General features: G+C 72.9%; 17 protein-coding genes and 1 pseudogene. 11 read left to right on the top strand and 7 right to left on the bottom strand.

Features of this window, described 5'->3' with window-relative positions; genetic code table 11:
* Positions 1-23 precede the first annotated feature (23 nt).
* Positions 24-230 carry an AlpA family transcriptional regulator gene (locus tag OG767_RS29015; RefSeq protein ID WP_278109326.1) on the bottom strand — a complete coding sequence of 69 codons (207 nt, stop codon included), beginning with the start codon at positions 228-230 and terminating at the stop codon, positions 24-26.
* Positions 231-504: 274 nt separating this feature from the next.
* On the opposite strand from OG767_RS29015, the pseudogene OG767_RS29010 reads away from it, so the two are divergent.
* A pseudogene (locus OG767_RS29010) lies at positions 505-723 on the top strand (hypothetical protein); the annotation flags it as partial.
* 30 nt (positions 724-753) lie between these two features.
* Here the strand turns inward: OG767_RS29010 and OG767_RS29005 are convergent.
* Together OG767_RS29005 and OG767_RS29000 are read right to left on the bottom strand one after the other, a co-directional pair.
* Positions 754-1,080 carry a dihydrofolate reductase family protein gene (locus OG767_RS29005; RefSeq protein WP_405091316.1) on the bottom strand — a complete coding sequence of 109 codons (327 nt, stop codon included), beginning with the start codon at positions 1,078-1,080 and terminating at the stop codon, positions 754-756.
* A 16-nt stretch (positions 1,081-1,096) separates the two neighbouring features.
* Positions 1,097-1,693 carry a TetR/AcrR family transcriptional regulator gene (locus OG767_RS29000; protein ID WP_405091315.1) on the bottom strand — a complete coding sequence of 199 codons (597 nt, stop codon included), beginning with the start codon at positions 1,691-1,693 and terminating at the stop codon, positions 1,097-1,099.
* Positions 1,694-1,754: 61 nt separating this feature from the next.
* On the opposite strand from OG767_RS29000, the gene OG767_RS28995 reads away from it, so the two are divergent.
* Complete coding sequence (locus OG767_RS28995; protein ID WP_405091314.1) at positions 1,755-2,591, top strand: SDR family oxidoreductase; 837 nt, start codon at positions 1,755-1,757, stop codon at positions 2,589-2,591.
* On the opposite strand, the gene OG767_RS28990 is transcribed toward OG767_RS28995, so the two are convergent.
* Positions 2,588-4,966 carry a M28 family peptidase gene (locus OG767_RS28990; protein ID WP_405091313.1) on the bottom strand — a complete coding sequence of 793 codons (2,379 nt, stop codon included), beginning with the start codon at positions 4,964-4,966 and terminating at the stop codon, positions 2,588-2,590. The genes OG767_RS28995 and OG767_RS28990 overlap by 4 nt on opposite strands.
* A gap of 315 nt (positions 4,967-5,281) precedes the next feature.
* Here OG767_RS28990 and OG767_RS28985 point away from each other — a divergent pair, with 315 nt between their 5' ends.
* The 7 genes from OG767_RS28985 to OG767_RS28955 all read left to right on the top strand — a co-directional run bounded on the left by OG767_RS28985 (position 5,282) and on the right by OG767_RS28955 (position 13,965).
* Positions 5,282-6,475, top strand: a complete 1,194-nt coding sequence (locus OG767_RS28985) for a PP2C family protein-serine/threonine phosphatase (RefSeq protein WP_405091312.1) — start codon at positions 5,282-5,284, stop codon at positions 6,473-6,475.
* A gap of 2 nt (positions 6,476-6,477) precedes the next feature.
* The gene (locus OG767_RS28980; RefSeq protein ID WP_405091311.1) at positions 6,478-8,202 is read left to right on the top strand and encodes an ATP-binding protein; all 1,725 of its coding nucleotides are present in this window, start codon (positions 6,478-6,480) and stop codon (positions 8,200-8,202) included.
* Positions 8,199-8,651, top strand: a complete 453-nt coding sequence (locus OG767_RS28975) for a response regulator (RefSeq protein WP_107161837.1) — start codon at positions 8,199-8,201, stop codon at positions 8,649-8,651. Before OG767_RS28980 ends, OG767_RS28975 begins: the two co-directional genes overlap by 4 nt.
* Positions 8,644-9,453: an inositol monophosphatase family protein gene (locus tag OG767_RS28970; protein WP_405091310.1), complete on the top strand. Its 810-nt coding sequence runs from the start codon at positions 8,644-8,646 to the stop codon at positions 9,451-9,453. Before OG767_RS28975 ends, OG767_RS28970 begins: the two co-directional genes overlap by 8 nt.
* A gap of 181 nt (positions 9,454-9,634) precedes the next feature.
* The gene (locus tag OG767_RS28965) at positions 9,635-10,675 is read left to right on the top strand and encodes a coiled-coil domain-containing protein (protein WP_405091309.1); all 1,041 of its coding nucleotides are present in this window, start codon (positions 9,635-9,637) and stop codon (positions 10,673-10,675) included.
* A 36-nt stretch (positions 10,676-10,711) separates the two neighbouring features.
* Positions 10,712-12,265 (top strand): fused MFS/spermidine synthase, encoded by a 1,554-nt coding sequence (locus OG767_RS28960; protein ID WP_405091308.1) that lies wholly within the window; start codon positions 10,712-10,714, stop codon positions 12,263-12,265.
* Positions 12,266-12,336: 71 nt separating this feature from the next.
* Entirely contained in the window at positions 12,337-13,965 is a 1,629-nt protein-coding gene (locus OG767_RS28955) for a serine/threonine-protein kinase (RefSeq protein ID WP_405091307.1), read from the top strand.
* A gap of 80 nt (positions 13,966-14,045) precedes the next feature.
* Here OG767_RS28955 and OG767_RS28950 read toward each other — a convergent pair whose 3' ends face one another.
* On the bottom strand, positions 14,046-14,714 hold the full coding sequence (locus OG767_RS28950; RefSeq protein ID WP_405091306.1) for a potassium channel family protein: 669 nt from the start codon (positions 14,712-14,714) through the stop codon (positions 14,046-14,048).
* Positions 14,704-16,038 carry a TrkH family potassium uptake protein gene (locus OG767_RS28945; protein ID WP_405091305.1) on the bottom strand — a complete coding sequence of 445 codons (1,335 nt, stop codon included), beginning with the start codon at positions 16,036-16,038 and terminating at the stop codon, positions 14,704-14,706. Before OG767_RS28945 ends, OG767_RS28950 begins: the two co-directional genes overlap by 11 nt.
* A gap of 106 nt (positions 16,039-16,144) precedes the next feature.
* Between OG767_RS28945 and OG767_RS28940 the strand changes: the two genes are divergently transcribed.
* Positions 16,145-17,263 (top strand): glycerophosphodiester phosphodiesterase, encoded by a 1,119-nt coding sequence (locus tag OG767_RS28940; protein WP_405091304.1) that lies wholly within the window; start codon positions 16,145-16,147, stop codon positions 17,261-17,263.
* A gap of 495 nt (positions 17,264-17,758) precedes the next feature.
* On the opposite strand, the gene OG767_RS28935 is transcribed toward OG767_RS28940, so the two are convergent.
* Entirely contained in the window at positions 17,759-17,899 is a 141-nt protein-coding gene (locus OG767_RS28935; RefSeq protein ID WP_405091303.1) for a hypothetical protein, read from the bottom strand.
* Between the two features lie 44 nt (positions 17,900-17,943).
* Here OG767_RS28935 and OG767_RS28930 point away from each other — a divergent pair, with 44 nt between their 5' ends.
* The gene (locus OG767_RS28930) at positions 17,944-18,066 is read left to right on the top strand and encodes a hypothetical protein (protein ID WP_405091302.1); all 123 of its coding nucleotides are present in this window, start codon (positions 17,944-17,946) and stop codon (positions 18,064-18,066) included.
* Positions 18,067-18,144: the final 78 nt, after the last annotated feature.

Raw genomic sequence — 18,144 nt, 5'->3', positions numbered from 1 at the left:
CAGTCAATTCAAGGTGGCGAGCGTCAGTCCTCGTCGGTGGGCCGGGGCTGGCGGTGTTCCTTGATCCACGCCTCGACGTCCTCGGCCAGCCACACCTTCATCCCACGAAGCTCCTGGTACGGCTTCGGGAAGGTGGGGTACCGGGCGAGCTGCTGGAACCGCTGTCGCGAGACGCCGAGGCGCTGCGCGATCTCGTACGGCCCCATCAGACGGCCTGGCCCACGGTCCACGCTTCCGAACGTAGGTAGATCGGACCTATCCTTTTGGATATAGCTACTTGACTAGACTATCGGGTGGGCGAGATCGTGGACCCATGGCGCAATCCGTCTCATACGGGGAGTATCTGGCAGCCGTTGCGCTCACGCTTGCTCGCCGACATCGGCCGGTGTGGTCTTGGCCCAGATGGCGCTATGTCTGTCGATGTGGAGCGGACCTGCCGTGCCGAGCCCGCCACCGCGTCCCGATCAGTCGAGCTCACTGGCCGGGGGAGACGGAATGAGCACCATGGGCGAGGTGAAGGCCGGTGACATGCTGTTCATCGGACGTGCGGCCAGCGTGCAGTTCATGGCCCCGATCCGGTTCCGGCTCATCCGCCAGCTCGACTGGACCACCTACGACGGATGGGTGTGGCTCGACGGCTATCAGCTCGACGAGCGCGGTGACGCCGTGGCCCGACGCTCGATCTTCGTCAAACGGGCGGGCCTCCGGACTGCCCCGGCCCCGTGCTGGTCGGGAAGCCGGGGCGACAGCAGATCAGGCCGGTCGCCGTACCCGATAGGCCAGGTGGGTGACGCCGACGCCCTCGACCACCCGGAACGGCCCGTCGAACTCCACCGGCGCGATCCCCAGCCCGGAGAAGAACGGAATCCCGTCGCCGAGCAGCACCGGCACCAGGTCGACGTGCACCTCGTCGAGCAGCCCCGCCTCCAGCGCCTGCCGCGCGATCGTCCCGGCGTTCACGCCTACCTCCTTGCCACCCGCCAGGGCGTGGGCCCGCTCGACCGCCCGCTCGATGCCGTCGGTGACGAACACGAAGGACTCGCCTTCGGGCGCCCAGCCCGCCGGTACCGTCCTCGACATCCCGGCCGGAAAGAGTTCAGCGGCGGGGTCGCAGCCCGTCGAGCGCGGTGGCGACGAGGCGATCGGTGTACGCGGTCGTGAGCGGTCCGCTGCGGTGGAGCCAACGCTGGAACAGTGGACCCCAGATCAGGTCCACCGCGACGTCGAGGTCGACGTACTCGGCGAGTTGTCCGGCCTGTTGGGCGCTGCGCAGGCGCTGCCGTTTGGCCTCTCGCAGCGGCCCGTCCAGCCGTTCGGCGTAGGTGGCGGCCAGCTCGGGGTCGTGCGCGATCTCGGTGGCCAGCGCGCGCATCGGTGGCTCGTACCGGCTGTCGGTCAGTTCCGCCACCGTGGCGCGGAGCACCTCGGTCAGGTCGGCGGCCAGGTCGCCGGTGTCGGGGAGTCGCACCGGCTCGCCCTCGGCGCCTTCGCTGAGCATGAGGAACGCGTCGAAGACGACAGCACCTTTGGACGGCCACCAGCGGTAGATGGTCTGTTTGCCGACGCCGGCGCGGGCGGCGATGCGTTCGATGGTGACCTTCGCGTACTCGATCTCCTGGACCAGGTCGAAGGCCGCGGTGAGGATGGCGCGGCGAGAGGTCTCGCTCCGGCGGGCCGTGTTCGGCGGCGTCATGTGGGGTACCGTACCAGCGAGACGGACCGTCTCGTCTCAATGAACGAAGGGAATCGCCCACATGCGGACCTGGTTCATCACCGGCGCCAGCCGCGGCCTGGGCCGCGCGTTCGCCGAGGCCGCGCTCGACCGGGGTGACCGGGTGGTCGCCGCCGCCCGGACCGTCACCCCGGACGACTTCGACGCGCGACACGGCGACCGGCTGCTGGCCCTGACCCTCGACGTGACCGACCGGGCGGCCGTCTTCGCCGCCGTGGCCACCGCGGTCGAGCACTTCGGGCAGCTCGACATCGTCGTCAACAACGCCGGCACCCTGTCCATGGGCATGGTCGAGGAGTTCACCGAGGCGGAGGCGCGGGCCCAGTTCGAGGTCAACCTCTTCGGCGCGCTCTGGGTCAGCCAGGCGGCGCTGCCGCACCTGCGCGCCCAACGGTCCGGCCACATCGTGCAGGTCTCCAGCATCGCCGCCCTCGGTGGCTTCCCGAGCACCGGCATGTACAGCGCGAGCAAGTTCGCCCTGGAAGGCATGAGCGAGGCCATCGCGATGGAGGCGGCGGCCTTCGACGTCAGACTCAGCATCGTCCAGCCGGGCGGCTACTGGACCGACCTCTACACCAGCGTCAGCGCCACCACCCCGATCGAGGCGTACGCGCCGTTGCGCGCCGAGTTGGCGCGACAGTGGGCGGCCGGCTCGGTCGACAGCGAGCCCCGGCTGGCCGCCGAAGCTCTGCTGCGACTCGTCGACAGCGACGACCCGCCGCTGCGGCTGCTGCTCGGGAGCATGGTGTACGACCTGGCGTTCGACATCGCCCGCCGGCGGATGGACACCTGGGCCGGTTGGGAGCGGGTCAGCCGCGCCGCCGAGCACGCGGTGCCCGCCCCCGGAACGGCCCGCTAGAGCGCGTACGTCTGGGCCACCGCCAGCATCTCCGAGGTGTGCGAGCCGACCACGCCCACGGTCGCCGGCCGGGGCCGGAAGCCGGGCAGCGTGGACAGCCCGTCGCTGGCGTCCATGGCGCGCAGGTTGACCGTGTCCGCCGAGGTCGTCAACGTCAGCGTCACCTCGACGCCCTCCGGCGGCGGGGCGTGGAACACGATCCCGAAGCCCCACCGGCCGTCGCGCGCCTTCACCGGCACGTCCCGCCCCGCCACCGAGGCGGACCGGACGGTGGCGGTGCGCGTGTCCACGTGCAGCGTGAGCAGCCGTACCGTCCGCTGCGGCGTGACCCGCACCCGCAGCACCCGCTGGTCACCGTTGCGGGTGTCGGCGAGCGTCTCCAGCTTCGGTGCGGGCAGCGACGCCGCCGGGGCCGGGCCGGCCCGCAGTTCGCCGTCGCCCAGGCCGGGGAAGTCGTCGGCCACCGAGATGGTCCGGTCGACGTAGCGGTCGGTCCAGGGCTGCGGGATGTCCTCGTGACTGAGCCAGGCCGCCTTCTTCGAGCCGGCGTCCAGCGCGTACATCAGGTGGGTGGGCACCGGGTGCGCGGCGTCGAAGCGGTCGACGGCCAGGCCGACCCCGGCGAGCGTCACCGCCGCGACGAACGCCGCGCCGGCCGGCAGCGCGCCGAGGCGGCGGGCCCGCAGCGCCAGCAGGCCGCGCTGGCCGCCGGCGCGCGGGTGCAGCAGGTCCACCACCGGCAGCAGGGCCAGGCCGAGCAGCACCGCGACGAGCGCGGCCACCGCGCCCATGCCCATGCCGAGCGCCGGGAACAGGAGCACCACCGGGGGCAGCAGCACCACCACGGCCACCGCGCCGGCCAGCGTCACCGCGACCACCGGCCACGGGCCGTCCAGGCGGGTGGCCAGCGCCGCGAGGCCGGCGACCGCGCCGGCCAGCGCCGGCAGGGTCGTCAGGTACGCCCCACCGGGTACGAGCACGGCGAGCAGCACGCCGAACAGGGCCAGCCAGAGCAGCCCGCCGAACGCCAGCGCGGCCGGGCCGACGCGGCGGCGCAGCAGCGCGTACCAGCAGAGGAGCACGGTGGCGGCGAGCGCCACCACCGCGAGGCGGTACCAGACCGGGCGGTACGGGTCGAGCAGCTCGGCGTACCCCGGTCGGATCGTGGTGATCGCGGCCCAGAGCAGCCAGGCGCCCAGCGGGGCCACGACGACCGGCACCAGGGCCAGCCCGGCGCCGGCGGCGAGCGTGCCGACGGTGGCCCGGCCCCGGCGGCGCAGCAGCCAGCCGAGCGCGCCGACGGCGAGCAGCGCGGCCACCGCCAGCGGCAGGGTCAGCCCGCCGGGGTAGCGGACCAGCCCGCCCGGCACCGGGAAGTAGGTGTCGTCGTGGCCGGCACGCAGGTCGCCGAGGTCGGTGCGGCCGAACTCGCGGGCCAGGCCGAGCGCGTTGTCGCCGTGCATCTGGAGGCTGCCCCGGTCCATCCGGGCCGGCACGTCCAGCGGGGTGTGGTAGATCGCGCCGCCGTCGATGTAGGCGGAGTTCAAGCCCGCGAAGCGGCGGTCGGAGAACGCGGTGAAGTCGGTGTCGTTGGGCAGCGCCCGGTAGATCTCCACCGCGAACGACGTGCCCACCGGGTGCGGCGCGGCCCGGCCGAACACGTCCACCAGCTTCGCGTTGTTCCGGGACGTCTCGAACATGATCACCGGGCCGGTGGAGCCGCGCGCCTCCAGGTTGAGCACCACCCCGCCGTCGGCTGCGAGCGGATGGTCGGCGGCGAAGCCGGCCGCGCCGCAGAGGCACGCCTCCTCCGCGTCGGTGAGCACGAAGACCACGTCGTTACGGGGGCGCGGGCCGGTGGTCAGCGCGCGGGCCACCTCCAGGATGGTGGCGGTGCCGGCCGCGTCGTCGTTGCCGCCCGGCCCGGTCTGCACCGAGTCGTAGTGCGCGACCAGGAAGACCTTGCCGGTCGGGTCGGTGCCGGGGAGGCGGGCCACCACGTTGCGGACCCGGGCCAGCGTCGCGCCGCCGGCCGCGCCGGACAGTTGCCCGGCCTCGGGTGCCACCGCGTCCTGCACCTCGGTCTCCAGGCCCAGCCCGCGCAGCGTGCCGACCAGGTGCTCGCGGACCCGGTCGTTGGCCGCGCTGCCGGCCACGTGCGGCCGGGCGGCGATCACCTCGACGTTCCGGTACGCCCGCGCGGCGCTGAACTCGCCGGCCGGCGCGTCGGCCGGGCGCGGCGCCGGGGTGGACAGGGTGACCAGGACGCCCGCCCCGACGGCGAGCAGCGCGACAAGCGCGGCGACGGCGGCGGGCAGCCGGCGGCGGGGCTTGGCGAACGCCCGGTCGGCGGGGCGGGTGGGGGGTGCGCCCACGGGGACTCCTCGGGGGTGGATCTACGGGGGTGGGGATCATCCTGCACCCCCGCCCGTCGTGGCGGCACTCCCGGCGTCGGTGCGCTGCCGGACTGGTCGCGCTCCCGCGTAACATCGGGGGTCGGCCGCGTCGCTGTCCGGGTGGACGGGCTCACCGACCGCCGGTGCCGACGGCGGTCGGGTGGGTTACGGCCGTTTGTCTTAGCCTGGATCGCCCACGGCGCTCGGAAGGAGCACGACATCACCAGCGACCTCCCGCGACTCGCGGCGGTGGCCCGGCCGCACCGGGGGACCGGCGTTCCGGGTGCCGCCGTCGTGCCCCGGGCCGGCGCGGGGCTGCCCGGCGGCCTGCCGCCCGGCGAGCGGCTGCGGGTGCTGCTGGTCGAGGACGACGAGGGCGACGCCTTCCTGGTCGGCGAGCTGCTCGCCGAGACCAACTCGATGATCGACCTGCTGGTCGCGACCAGCCTCAGCGAGGCCCGCCAGCGGGTGATGGGCGTCGACTGCGTCCTGCTCGACCTGGGTCTGCCCGACGCGCAGGGCCTGGACGGGCTGCGCCGGGTGCTGGAGATGGCCAGCGGCGCCGCGGTCTGCGTGCTGACCGGCCGCTCCGACGAGCACCTGGGCATCGTGGCGGTCGCCGAGGGCGCGCAGGACTACCTGGTCAAGGGCCAGGTCGACGGTGTGCTGCTGACCCGGGCGCTGCGGTACGCGGTGGAGCGCAAGCGCGCCGACGAGAACGCCCGCCGGCTGCGTGAGGTGGAGCTGCGCCAGGCCGAGTCGGCCCGCCTGGAGCGCGGTCTGCTGCCGCAGCCGCTGATGACCACCGACGAGGTGTCGGTGCACACGTTCTACCGGCCCGGCCGGCACGCCGCGCTGATCGGCGGCGACTTCTACGACGTGGTGCAGACCCGGCCGGACCGGATCGACCTGATCGTCGGTGACGTCTGCGGCCATGGCGTGGACGAGGCGGCGCTCGGCGTCGAGCTACGCGTCGCCTGGCGGGCGCTGGTGCTGGCCGGCGTGCCGGACGACGAGGTGCTGCCGGCGCTGGAGCAGGTGCTGATGAGCGAGCGCCGGCTCCAGGAGATCTTCGCGACGGTGGCCACCGCCCGCCTCGACCTGGCGTCCGCGCGGGCCACCGTGCGACTCGCCGGTCATCCGCCGCCGCTGCTGCTCAGCGGCGGTAAGGTCGCCCCGGTGCCGGCCAAGGGCGGGCTGCTGCTCGGCGTCCGGCCCCGTCGCCCCGTTGCCTTCGACCTGGAGTTCGACACCGATGACTGGTCCCTGCTGATGTACACCGACGGCCTCATCGAGGGTCGCGTCGACGGCGGCGACGAACGGCTCGACGTGCCCGGGTTGACCGGCCTGCTCGCCGACCCGGCCAACCGGGCGGTGCCGCTCTCCGAGCTGCCCGCGTGGCTGGTCGGCCGCGCCGAGCAGATCAACGGGGGTCCGCTCGCCGACGACGTGGCGATGCTGTTGGTGACTCGGGGCGGGGGGCGCTGACCGTGCAGAGGTACCAGCAGGGGTGGACGCTGCGGCGGCGGGTGGCCGCGCTGCTCGGCGTGGTCCTCGCGTTGCTGCTCGGGCTGGCTGCCGCCGAGGCGGCGGTCGCCGCGAAGAACCGGCAGAACATCGACGCGGTGCTGCTCAAGACCGGCCCGCTGCGGGTTCAGGCGCAGGAGCTGATGAGCGTCCTGCTCGACCAGGAGACCGCGGTCCGCGGGTACGCGGTGAACGGCGACCGCAACGACCTGACCCCCTATCAGGAGGGCGTGCGGCGCGAGCAGGAGTTGATCACCTCGATCCGTGGTCTGTCCGCCGGCTACCCGGACGTGCGCCGCGAGGTGGACGTGGTCGAGCGGCAGACGGCGCAGTGGCGGGCCCAGGTGGCCGAGCCGGTGATCGCGACCACGGAGCGCAGCGGCCCGGCCGCCGGCCAGGCGTTGATCACCGACCGGACCCGGCAGCAGTTCGACGGGATAAGAGCGTCCGTCACCGCGCTCCAGGACGAGATCCTCACCGTCCGGAAGCAGACCGCCGACCGGGTCAACTCGACGAGCAACGCGCTGGTGGTGCTGCTGATCGTCGCGGCGCTGGTGGTGGCGGTGGCCGGCGCGGTCATGCTGCTCTCGCTCGACCGCATCCTGATCCGTCCGCTGGCCGCGCTGGTCGGTCAGGTGCGCGAGGTGGCCGAGGGGGACTACCAGCACCGGATCTCCGGCTCCGGCCCGCCGGAGTTCCTGCGGCTCGCCGACGACATCGACCAGATGCGCCAGAAGATCGCCCAGGAGCTGGACGAGGTACGCCAGGCCCGGGAGCGGATCGAGTGGGTGAACGACCAGCTCCAGAAGCAGGCCGAGGAGTTGACCCGCTCCAACCGTGACCTGGAGCAGTTCGCGTACGTGGCCTCGCACGACCTCCAGGAGCCGCTGCGCAAGGTGGCCAGCTTCTGCCAGCTCCTCCAGCGGCGCTACGCCGGGCAGCTCGACGAGCGGGCGGACCAGTACATCGCGTTCGCGGTGGACGGCGCGCAGCGGATGCAGCGGCTCATCAACGACCTGCTCGCGTTCTCCCGGATCGGCCGGCTCACCACCGGCTTCACCGAGGTCGACCTGAACCGGGTGATGGGTGACGTGGCCGGGCAGACCGAGGCGGCCCGGCAGTACGCCGACGCGGAGCTGACCTGGGACGAGATGCCGACCATCCGCGGCGAGGAGCCGTTGTTGACCAACCTGCTGGTCAACCTGGTGAGCAACTCGGTGAAGTTCCGCCGTCCGGACGTGCCGCCGAAGGTGCACGTGTCGGCCCGGCTGGTCGACGGCGAGTGGGAGATCAGCTGCCGGGACAACGGCATCGGCATCGAGCCGGAGTTCGCCGACAAGATCTTCGTGATCTTCCAGCGGCTGCACTCGAAGGACGCGTACCCGGGCACCGGCATCGGGCTGGCGATCGTCAAGAAGATCGTGGAATACCACGGCGGCCGGGTCTGGGTGGACACCGACGCCGAGGAAGGCACCACCATCCGGTTCACGCTGCCCGCGCTGGAGGCCGACGTCGAGGCCGCGCAGGCGGCCGAGAACGCGGCGGCGGAGGAGACCGGGGCCGCCGGGTCGGCCGAGGACGCCCCGGTGGACGTCGCCCGGCAGCCGGACGGCGCGGCAAGCGAGGAGCCGCCCGTTGCGGCGGACCGGCACGAAACCAACGGTGGCATGAAGGAGACGGTGGGATGACGGCGCCTGCGGACGGCAAGAGCCCGATCGAGGTCCTGCTCGTCGAGGACGATCCGGGCGACGTGCTGATGACCCAGGAGGCGTTCGAGGAGCACAAGCTCCGCAACCGCCTGACGGTCGTCTCCGACGGCGCCGAGGCACTGGCCTACCTGCGCCGGGAGGGCCAGTACACCGACGCGGTGGTGCCCGACCTGATCCTGCTCGACCTGAACCTGCCCCGCCGGGACGGCCGGGAGGTGCTGGAGGAGATCAAGAAGGACGAGCACCTCCGCCGGATCCCGGTCGTGGTGCTCACCACCTCGCAGGCCGACGAGGACATCCTGCGCAGCTACCAGCTGCACGCCAACGCCTACGTGACCAAGCCGGTGGACTTCGAGCGCTTCATCTCGGTGGTCCGCCAGATCGACGAGTTCTTCGTCAGCGTGGTCAAGCTGCCGCCGCGTGGCTGACCCCCTGCTGGACGACGTCGCCGGGCTGCTGCGGGAGGCCGCGGCCGAGGTCGTGGTGCCGCTGTTCCGTCGGCTCGACCCGTCCGACATCTCCGAGAAGGCGCCCGGCGAGGTGGTCACCGTCGCCGACCGCGAGGCCGAGAAGCTCATCTCCGACGGGCTGCGCCGGTTGCGTCCCGGCTCGGTGGTGGTCGGCGAGGAGGGCGTCGCCGAGGATCCGGACCTGCTCCGGCACCTGCGCGGCGACGGTGACGTCTGGCTGGTCGACCCGGTCGACGGCACCGCCAACTTCGCCGCCGGGAAGCGGCCGTTCGCGCTGATGGTGGCGCTGCTCACCGACGGCGTACCGGCGGCGTCCTGGGTCTACGACCCGCTCGACGACACGATGGCGGCCGGCCGGCTCGGCGCGGGCACCCGGCTGGACGGCACGCCCGTCCGGCCCGACCGGCCGGTGCCCGAGGTGGGCGCGTTGCGCGGCACCGCGATGACGAAGTTCCTGCCCGCCGACTTCCGCCGCGACGTCGAGGCCGGGGGCCGCCGGATCGGCGAGTTGCTGCCCGGCCAGCACTGCGCCGGCCGGGAATACCTGGACGTGCTCACCGGCGCGCAGCAGTTCGTGCTGTTCTGGCGCACGCTGCCGTGGGACCACACCCCCGGCACGCTGCTGGTGCGGGAGGCCGGCGGGGTGGCCCGCCGCTTCGACGGCACCGACTACCACCCGGCCGACGAGGGTCGGGGCCTGCTGGTCGCGGCCAGCGCGGAGATCTGGGACGAGGTCTACGCGGCACTGCTGGCACGCTGAGCGTCGACGGCGGCACGCTGCGTCGACGTTGCGTGTCCCGGGCGGTCACCGGCCTGGCGCGGCGCGTCCGGTCCGGTATCGTGACCGGCGGTCTCCGCCAGCAGGCCGCCGCCCGGCGCCGGTGGAGCCGCCGCCGCGCACGGTCGAATCGGGGGCCGGCGGTCGACGGAAGGACCATCACGTGCCCAGGACCAGGCTCACCGGCCGGCGCGTCCGCCGGTCGCTGCTCGCGCTGCTCGCCGCGACGGCCGTGCTGCTCGGCGCCGGCCTCGCCACCGCCGGCCCGGCCGCCGCCGCGCCCAGCCCGAACGCCCCCGACGAGGGCGGCAGCAAGAAGCTCCGGGACGCGCTGGAGGCCGCGGCGAAGGGCCACATCGAGGCGAAGAACCGGCTGGACAACTCCAAGCGCCGGCAGACCGCGCTGGCCGCCCAGCTCAAGGACATCGAGGCACGCCTCGTCGGGCTGACCGCCCAGGCCGGTGAGGTGGCCGTGCAGTCCTACCGGCAGGGCCGGCTGACTCCGGCGTCGATGCTGCTGGCCGCCTCCGGGCCGGACGACTTCCTGCACCGGGCCGCCGAGCTGGACATGATGGCCCACCGGGACAGCAAGCGGCTCGGTGACCTGGCCGACGCGAAGGCCGAGGCGACCGAGTCGAAACTGGCCCTCGACGCCGAGGTGCGCGAGCAGCAGAAGCAGCTCGCCGTGCTGGCCAAGAAGAAGAAGGACGCCGAGGTCGCGCTCGCCAAGGTCAGCTCCGGTGCCGGCTCCGGCTTCAGCGGCAGCTCCTCGTCGGCCAGGCCGGCGCCGCGCAACTCGGACGGGTCGTGGCCGTCGGAGTCCTGCTCGGTGAGCGACCCGACGCCGGCCGACGGCTGCATCACGCCACGCACGCTGCACATGCTCCAGCAGGCCCAGGCCGCCGGGTACAAGCGGTACGCGTCCTGCCACCGCAGCGGCGGCGGCGGCGAGCACCCCAAGGGGCGGGCCTGCGACTTCTCCGCCGCCAGCGGCGGCTTCGAGGACAAGACCGCGACCGGCGGCGACAAGTCGTACGGCGACAGCCTCGCCAACTGGGCGAAGAACAACGCGGGCCGGCTCGGCATCATGTACGTGATCTGGTACCGGCAGATCTGGATGCCGAACACCGGTTGGCGGGCGTACAGCGGGGGCGGCAGTCCGGCCGCCGACCACACAAACCATGTTCACATCTCGATGTACTGACCCGAACGGTCAGGAACGCCGCGTAACCTCGCCACGGTGAGCAGCACATCGTCCGACACCGTCACCGCGCCGGCGACCGAGACGCCGGCCCCGCCCCGGGCCCTGCCGAACGGGTTGGCCGCCTTCCTGGTCTTCCTCTCCAGCGGGGCGGTGCTGGTGCTGGAGACCGTCGCGCTGCGCCTGGTCGGCCCGTACGTCGGGGTGACGCTCCAGGTGACCAGCTCGGTCATCGGCATGGCGCTGGCCGCCATCGCGTACGGGGCGTGGATGGGCGGGTGGCTCGCCGACCGGCGGGACCCGCGCGCCCTGCTCGCCCCGGCGCTGGTGCTGGCCGGCATCGCCACCGCGGTCACCCTGCCCATCGTCAGGTACGCCGGTGAGGCGCTGCGCGGCGGCGCGGCGAGCGCGGTGCTGCTGCTGACCGCGCTGACCGTGCTGCTGCCGGCCGCGCTGCTGGCCGGGATCACCCCGCTGGTGGTGAAGCTCCAGCTCGCCGACCTGCGCCGCACGGGTCAGGTGGTGGGCAAGCTGTCCAGCATCGGCACGCTCGGCGGCATCACCGCCACGCTGGGCACCGGCTTCATCCTGGTGGCGGCGCTGCCCAGTTCGGTGATCGTGCTGGCGTTGGCCGCGGTGCTCGGCGTGACCGGGTTGGTGCTCGGGTTCTGGCTGCGGCGACGCTCCGGCGCGGCGTTGTCCACGCCGGGTCGGGCCAAGGCGGCGCTGGCGCTGATCGGGCTCGCCGCCGCGGGGCTCAGCGCGGCGGCGCCGAACCCGTGCGACGTGGAGACCGCCTACCACTGCGCCCGGGTCGAGGCGGCCCCGGACCGGACGGACGGGCGCACGCTCTACCTCAACTCGGCCCAGCACTCCTACGTCGACCTGACCGACCCGAGACACCTGGAGTACGCGTACACCCAGTGGATCGGCCTGGTCGCGGACGTGGCGCGGCCGGCGGAGCAGCGGATGGACGCGCTGCACCTGGGCGGCGGCGGCTTCACCGTGCCGCGTTACCTGGCCGCCACCCGGCCGGGCACCGACAACCTGGTCTTCGAGGTCGACGGCGGCCTGGTCGAGCTGGACCGGCGGGAGCTGGGCCTGCGGACCGGCCCGGAGCTGACCGCCCGGGTGGGTGACGCCCGGGTGCTGCTGCGCGCCGAGCCGACCGACAGCCGGGACTTCATCGTCGGCGACGCGTTCGGCCACCTGGTGGTGCCGTGGCACCTGGCCACCCGGGAGATGGCCGCCGACATCCGCCGGGTGCTCCGCCCGGACGGGATCTACGTGCAGAACGTCATCGACTACCCGCCGGGCCGGTTCATCCGGGCCGAGCTGGCCACCGTCTCCGCCGTGTTCGACCACGTCGCGCTGATCGCCCCGCCGGGCGCGGTCGACGGCCGGCAGGGCGCGAACTTCGTGATCGTCGCCTCGGACGCGCCGCTGCCGCTGGCCGCGATCCCGCCCGGCCTGAAGCCGCTCCCGGAGCCCGCCGAGCTGCTCGACGAGGCGGCGACCGCCGAGTGGATCGGGGACGCGCGGGTGCTCACGGACGACTACGCCCCGGTGGACCAACTCCTCGCGACCGCCTGATCGGGTGATGTTTCTGACCGATTCCGACAGTTCAGGTGTAGCGGGGGCCACTTCGGGCAACTGCACCGACCATGGGTGGACCGGTCAGGAACGGCGTGCAACTGCTCGGTGAGCGGTACCGCCTGGTCGAGCAGTTGGGCGCCGGCGGCATGTCGGTGGTCTGGCGCGGCTACGACGAGGTGCTCGGCCGGCAGGTGGCGGTCAAGGTGCTCGCCTCCCGGCTCGCCAGCGACAAGGCGTTCCGGCACCGGATCCGCGTCGAGGCGCAGGCCGCCGCGCGGCTCTGCCACCCCAACATCACCAACGTGTACGACTACGGCGAGTCCGTCCAGGTCGGGCTGACCGTGCCGTACGTGGTCATGGAGCTGGTCGACGGCGGCCCGCTCAGCAGCCGGCTCGGCCGGGACGGGCAACTGCCCTGGCGGGAGGCGCTGACCATCGGCGCGGAGGTCGCCTCCGCGCTGGCCACCGCGCACGCCCGGGGCGTGGTGCACCGGGACGTCACACCCGGCAACGTCATGCTCACCGGGACCGGCGTGAAGGTCGTCGACTTCGGGATCTCGGCGCTGGTGGGGGAGAGCGACAAGGGGCCGGACGGCGCGCTGCTCGGCACGCCCGCCTACCTGGCCCCGGAACGGCTGGACAACGGCCACGTCTCGCCCGCCACCGACATCTACGCGGTCGGCCTGCTGCTCTACCGGATGCTCACCGGCCGGCTGCCGTGGCAGGCCAGCACCACCACCGAGATGCTGCGCGCGCACATGTACCGCGACCCGGACCCGATGCCGCCGGTGCCCGGCCTTCCCGGCCAGGTCGCCGAACTGGTGCACCGGTGCCTGGCGAAGCGCCCCGAGGACCGCCCGCCCACCGCCGAGGTGGCCCGTACGCTCGCCGAGGCGGTGGGGATCGCGTCGATCGTGCCGGTGTCACCGGCGTTCGGCGGCATCGACCCGGCGTTGATGGCGAACGCCGGCACCACCATCCTGCCCTGGTCGGCGGCGACCGACGCGGTGCCGTACTCGGCGATCCGCACCCGGACCCGGGGGGCGGCGGCCCGGCGGCGCAAGGTGGAGGCCGGGGTGGCCGCCGCCGGCCTGCTCGCGGTGACCGCGACGATGTGGGGGCTGACGTCGCGGAGCCCGGCCAGCGGCGGGGTGGAGCCGACCGAGGCGTCGATGGGCCTGCCCGAGCCGGTGCCCTGCGCGGTCGACTACTCGCTGCGCCGCGACACCGGCAAGGACTTCTCCGCCGAGCTGACGCTGACCAACACCGGCCCTCGGGAGCTGCGCGGCTGGACGATGAGCTTCAGCTTCCCCGGCAAGCAGGCGGTCACCGCGGCGCAGCCGCCGGTCCGGCAGGTGGGGCGCACCGTGTCGGTGGCGGCCCCGAAGCCGGACGCGACGCTGGCACCGGGCGCGTCGACGAAGCTCACCTTGAGCGGGCGCTACACCGGGAGCAACACGCTGCCGGTGGAGTTCAAGCTCGACAACAGCACGTGCGGCGTGCAGGTGTCGGGCATCGCCGGCTCGGTGCCGATCACCACCGCGCCGGCGAAGACGAAGGCGCCGGTCAAGCCGGCCGCCAAGCCGGCCGCGAAGAGCGGGCCGACCAGGGCGAAGCCGGCGCCGAAGCCCAAGGCCGAGCCGCCGAAGCCCAAGGGCAAGGGCGGCAAGGAGAGCGGTAAGGGAAAAGGGAAGTGAAGCAGCCGAAGGGGGGTGGGCACGGCAAAGGCAAGGGCAAGGGACCGAAGGGCTGACGGTCGGGTCGGGGTCCGCGCCGGTCAGGTCAGCGCCGCGAAGCGCTGCACCTGGGTGATGCTGCCCTCCACGATGAGCACGCTCTCCGGCGCCAGCACCGTCTCCGGCCCGGCGTAGCGGAACGGCTGGCCGGGCAGCTTCGCGCCGACCACCATCACCCCGTAATGCTCCTGCGGGGACAGCTCGCGCAGCGCGCGTCCGACAAGCGGCGCCGGCACCCGTACCTTGGCGATGGCGAAGTCGTCGCCGAACTCGATGAAGTCGAGCATCCGGCTGACGATCAGGTGGGCGACCCGTTCACCGGTCTCCGCCTCCGGGAACACCACGTGGTGCGCCCCGACCGAGTGCAGGATCTTGGCGTGCTTGTCCGACGTGGCCCGCGCCCAGATCTGCGGGACGCCCAGCTCGGCCAGGGCCAGCACGGTGAGCACGCTCGCCTCGACCGAGGCGCCGATGGCCACCACCACCCGGTGGAAGTCCGCCACGCCGAGCTGCCGCAACGCCATCTCCTCGGTGGCGTCCGCCTGCACCACCCGGTCCAGCTCCGCCGACCACCGCTGGACCCGGGCCGGGTCCCGGTCGATGGCGAGCACCTCGTGGTCGAGGCGTGCCAGCGAGCTGGCGAGGTGGTGGCCGAACCGGCCCAGGCCGATCACGACGACACCGGTGTCGTCCGCGTGTCTAGCCGACAATGGGTTGCTCCTCCGGGTAGCGGTACAAACGTCGTCGGGTGTTCAACGCGATCGCCGAGCCGAGCGTGAGCGGGCCGATCCGACCGATGTACATGAGCGCGGTCAGCACGTACTGGCCGGGCGCCGACAGCCGCTGGGCGAGGCCGACGGTCAGACCGGTGGTGCTGAACGCGGAGGTGACCTCGAAGAGCGCGGCGTAGAAACGGACGTGCGTGGTCATCGCGATCAGGCCGACCGTGCCGGCGGCCACCAGCGCCACGCTGAGCAGCGCGACCGTCAGCGCCTGCCGCTGGCTGGCCGGGGACACCCGGCGGTGCCCGACCGTGGTGTCCGGCTCGCCGCGCAGCTCCGCCCAGATGGCGAAGCCGAGCAGGAAGAACGTGGAGACCTTGATGCCGCCGGCGGTGCTGGCGCTGCCGCCGCCGATGAACATCAGGGCGATGAGCATCGGGTAGCTCTCCTCGGTGAGGTGCCCGACGTGGATCACGTCGAAGCCGCCGGTGCGGCTCAGCGCGATCTGGGTGAACGTCGCCAGCACCTTGCCCGGCACGTCGAACCGGCCGATCGTGTCCGGGTTGGTCCACTCCGCCAGCAGCAGGTAGCCGAAGCCGCCGACGGTGAGCACCAGGCTGCCCCAGACGGTGAGCTTGGTGGCGACCGCCCACCGGCCCGGCCGCCGCCACTCCCGGGACGCCTCGAACAACGCCGGGAAGCCGAGCCCGCCGATGATCGCGCCGGCGCTGAGCGGCAACGCCACCCACGGGTCCCGGGCGAAGGCGACCAGCCCGTCGGAGTAGAGCGCGAAGCCGCCGTTGTTGAACGCCTGGACCGAGTGGAACACCGCGTACCAGAGCGCCCGCCCCGGCGGGTAGTCGTAGGCCAGCCAGAAGCGCCCGCCGACCACGGCGGTCATCAGCGCCTCGGTGACGAAGACGGTGGCCGCGATGCGGAGCAGCAGCCGGCGTACGTCGCCGAGGCCGAACTCGGCGGTCTCGGCCTGCACCAGCAGCCGGTTGCGCAGTCCGAGCTGACGGGAGACGGCCAGGATCAGCAGGGACGCGCCGGTCAGGATGCCGAGACCGCCGAGCTGCGTGAGCACGGTGATCATCACGAGCCCGAAGTCGGTCCAGTAGTTCGGGGTGTCGGTCACCGCCAGGCCGGTCACCGAGACCGCCGAGGTGGACGTGAACAGCGCGGTCTCGAACGGCGTCCAGTGCTGCGTACGGGTGGCCCAGGGCAGCATGAGCAGCCCGGTGCCGACCAGGATCACCGCCAGGAATCCGAGCGGCACCAGCCGGACCGGCTTCCGGAGCAGGCGGCGCACCAGGTCATCTTCCGTCCGGAGATTCACCGGCAGGTCAGGAACCGACCAACTGGACGTCAACCACGCCGGGTCTGCTGTGCGTACCCATCAACGACAGGAGACGGCGTTGCGACGTACCCTTTCTGCCCTCGGCGTGGCCGGCGCGCTGCTCGCGGCCGCGGCCGTGGTGGTGCCGGCCGTGGCCGCCCAGGCCGGCCCGGACCCGCGCGCCGAGCGTCCCCGCGCGACCCAACGGCCGATCGTGATCGGTCATCGCGGCGCGAGCGGCTACCGCCCGGAGCACACCCTGGAGTCCTACCGGCTCGCGATCCGGCAGGGCGCCGACTTCATCGAGCCGGACCTGGTGTCGACGAAGGACGGCGTCCTGGTCGCCCGGCACGAGAACGAGATCTCCGGTACGACGGACGTGGCGGCCCACCCCGAGTTCGCCGCCCGCCGGGCCACGAAGACCATCGACGGGGTGGCGGTGACCGGCTGGTTCACCGAGGACTTCACGCTCGCCGAGCTGAAGACGCTGCGCGCCAAGGAGCGGCTGCCCCAGGTGCGGGTGACCAACACCGCGTTCGACGGCCAGTTCGAGATCCCGACGTTCCAGGAGGTCATCGACCTGGCGCGGGCCGAGTCGAAGGCACGCGGCCGGACCATCGGCATCTACCCGGAGACGAAGCACCCGACCTACTTCGCGTCGATCGGGCGCGCGCTGGAGGAGCCGCTGGTCGCGACGCTGCGGAAGAACAAGCTGACCCACCGCAACGACCCGGTCTTCGTGCAGAGCTTCGAGACCGCCAACCTGCGCAAGCTCGACACGATGACCGACGTGCGGCTGGTGCAGCTCATGGACGCGACCGGCGCACCCTACGACTTCACCGCGGCCGGGGACCGCCGGACCTACGCCGATCTGGCCACCGCCGCGGGCCTGGCCTGGGTGTCCCGGTACGCCGACGGCGTCGGCCTGAACAAGAACCTGATCGTGCCCCGCGACGCCGCCGGCCGGCTGTTGGCGCCGACCTCGGTGATCCGGGACGCGCACCGGCTGCACCTGGTGGTGCACGCCTGGACGTTCCGCGCCGAGAACCAGTTCCTGCCGGCCGACTTCCGGCTCGGCGCCGACCCGAACGCGCGCGGTGACATCACGTCCGAGTACGAACTCTTCTTCGGCCTGGGTCTGGACGGCGCGTTCGCCGACCAGCCGGACACGGCGGTGGCCGCCCGCGCCGGCCGCTGACGCCCAGTCGGCTCGTTGGCTCGTCGGCTCGTTCGGGGCGCCCGTGTCGCGCGGGCGCCCCGGCGCGCGTTCGGCGCGCGTTCGGCTGGCGGTAGGGCATCGTTCGCGCATCGTCGGAAGGTGGAAGCGGTGGCGATTGGCCTTGGGCGCATCTGTGGTTGCTGGAGCGACAACAAACGCACCCAAAGCTGAGGCTGCTGCGCTCGGAACTGCCGCCTGTCCCCGCCGGGAAGCCTGCCGCGGATGCGGCTTTCCAAGGATCCTCGGCGGTGGTTCTGTCATGAGCCAGGGTGCGGCGTCGGGCCACGAGGATCGGCGGGTGAGTCGTTGCTGCTGTCAGCTCCAAAGGCGGCGAGGGAACGTGGCCCGCGTGGTGCCTAGCAACTTGATGGCGAGAATGAGTCGGTCCCGAACCTGGTCATCGGGCGCGGCGCGGCGTGGCGGTCGGCTGAGGTGCTTTCGTGTTCGCCCCGGACCCGTGGGTGGCGCTGCCGCTCAGCGTCGGGCCGGCTTGGCGGTGGTGGCGAGCGTGCCGGTGGCATGGTGGCGGTGGTGGCCGGGGCGGGCCGGCGTGGGGGCGGGGGCGTGCGGGCTGGTCGTCCCGGTCGTCGGCTCGGCGTGGATAGCGTGACTCACCTACGCCATCAAGTTGCTAGGGAGACGGGGGCTATCGGGCCGGGGTGACCGTGTCGCGGGAGGACGAGCAGTCCGTACGACACGGGGTCTGGTGCGACCTGGTGCTCGACGGTGGCCGGCGCTGCACGCGGCCGGCCGACCACGACGGCGAGTGCGGGCGGAGGTGACGGACGCTCACCATCAGCGAAGCGGCCCGTTAAACGGACATATGCCCCAATACTGACCTGGTTGTCCTGCGACCAAGG

The sequence above is a fragment of the Micromonospora sp. NBC_01392 genome, assembly GCF_045040125.1.
Classification (GTDB): Bacteria; Actinomycetota; Actinomycetes; order Mycobacteriales; family Micromonosporaceae; genus Micromonospora.
This window is presented reverse-complemented; position numbering and strand designations above follow the sequence as displayed.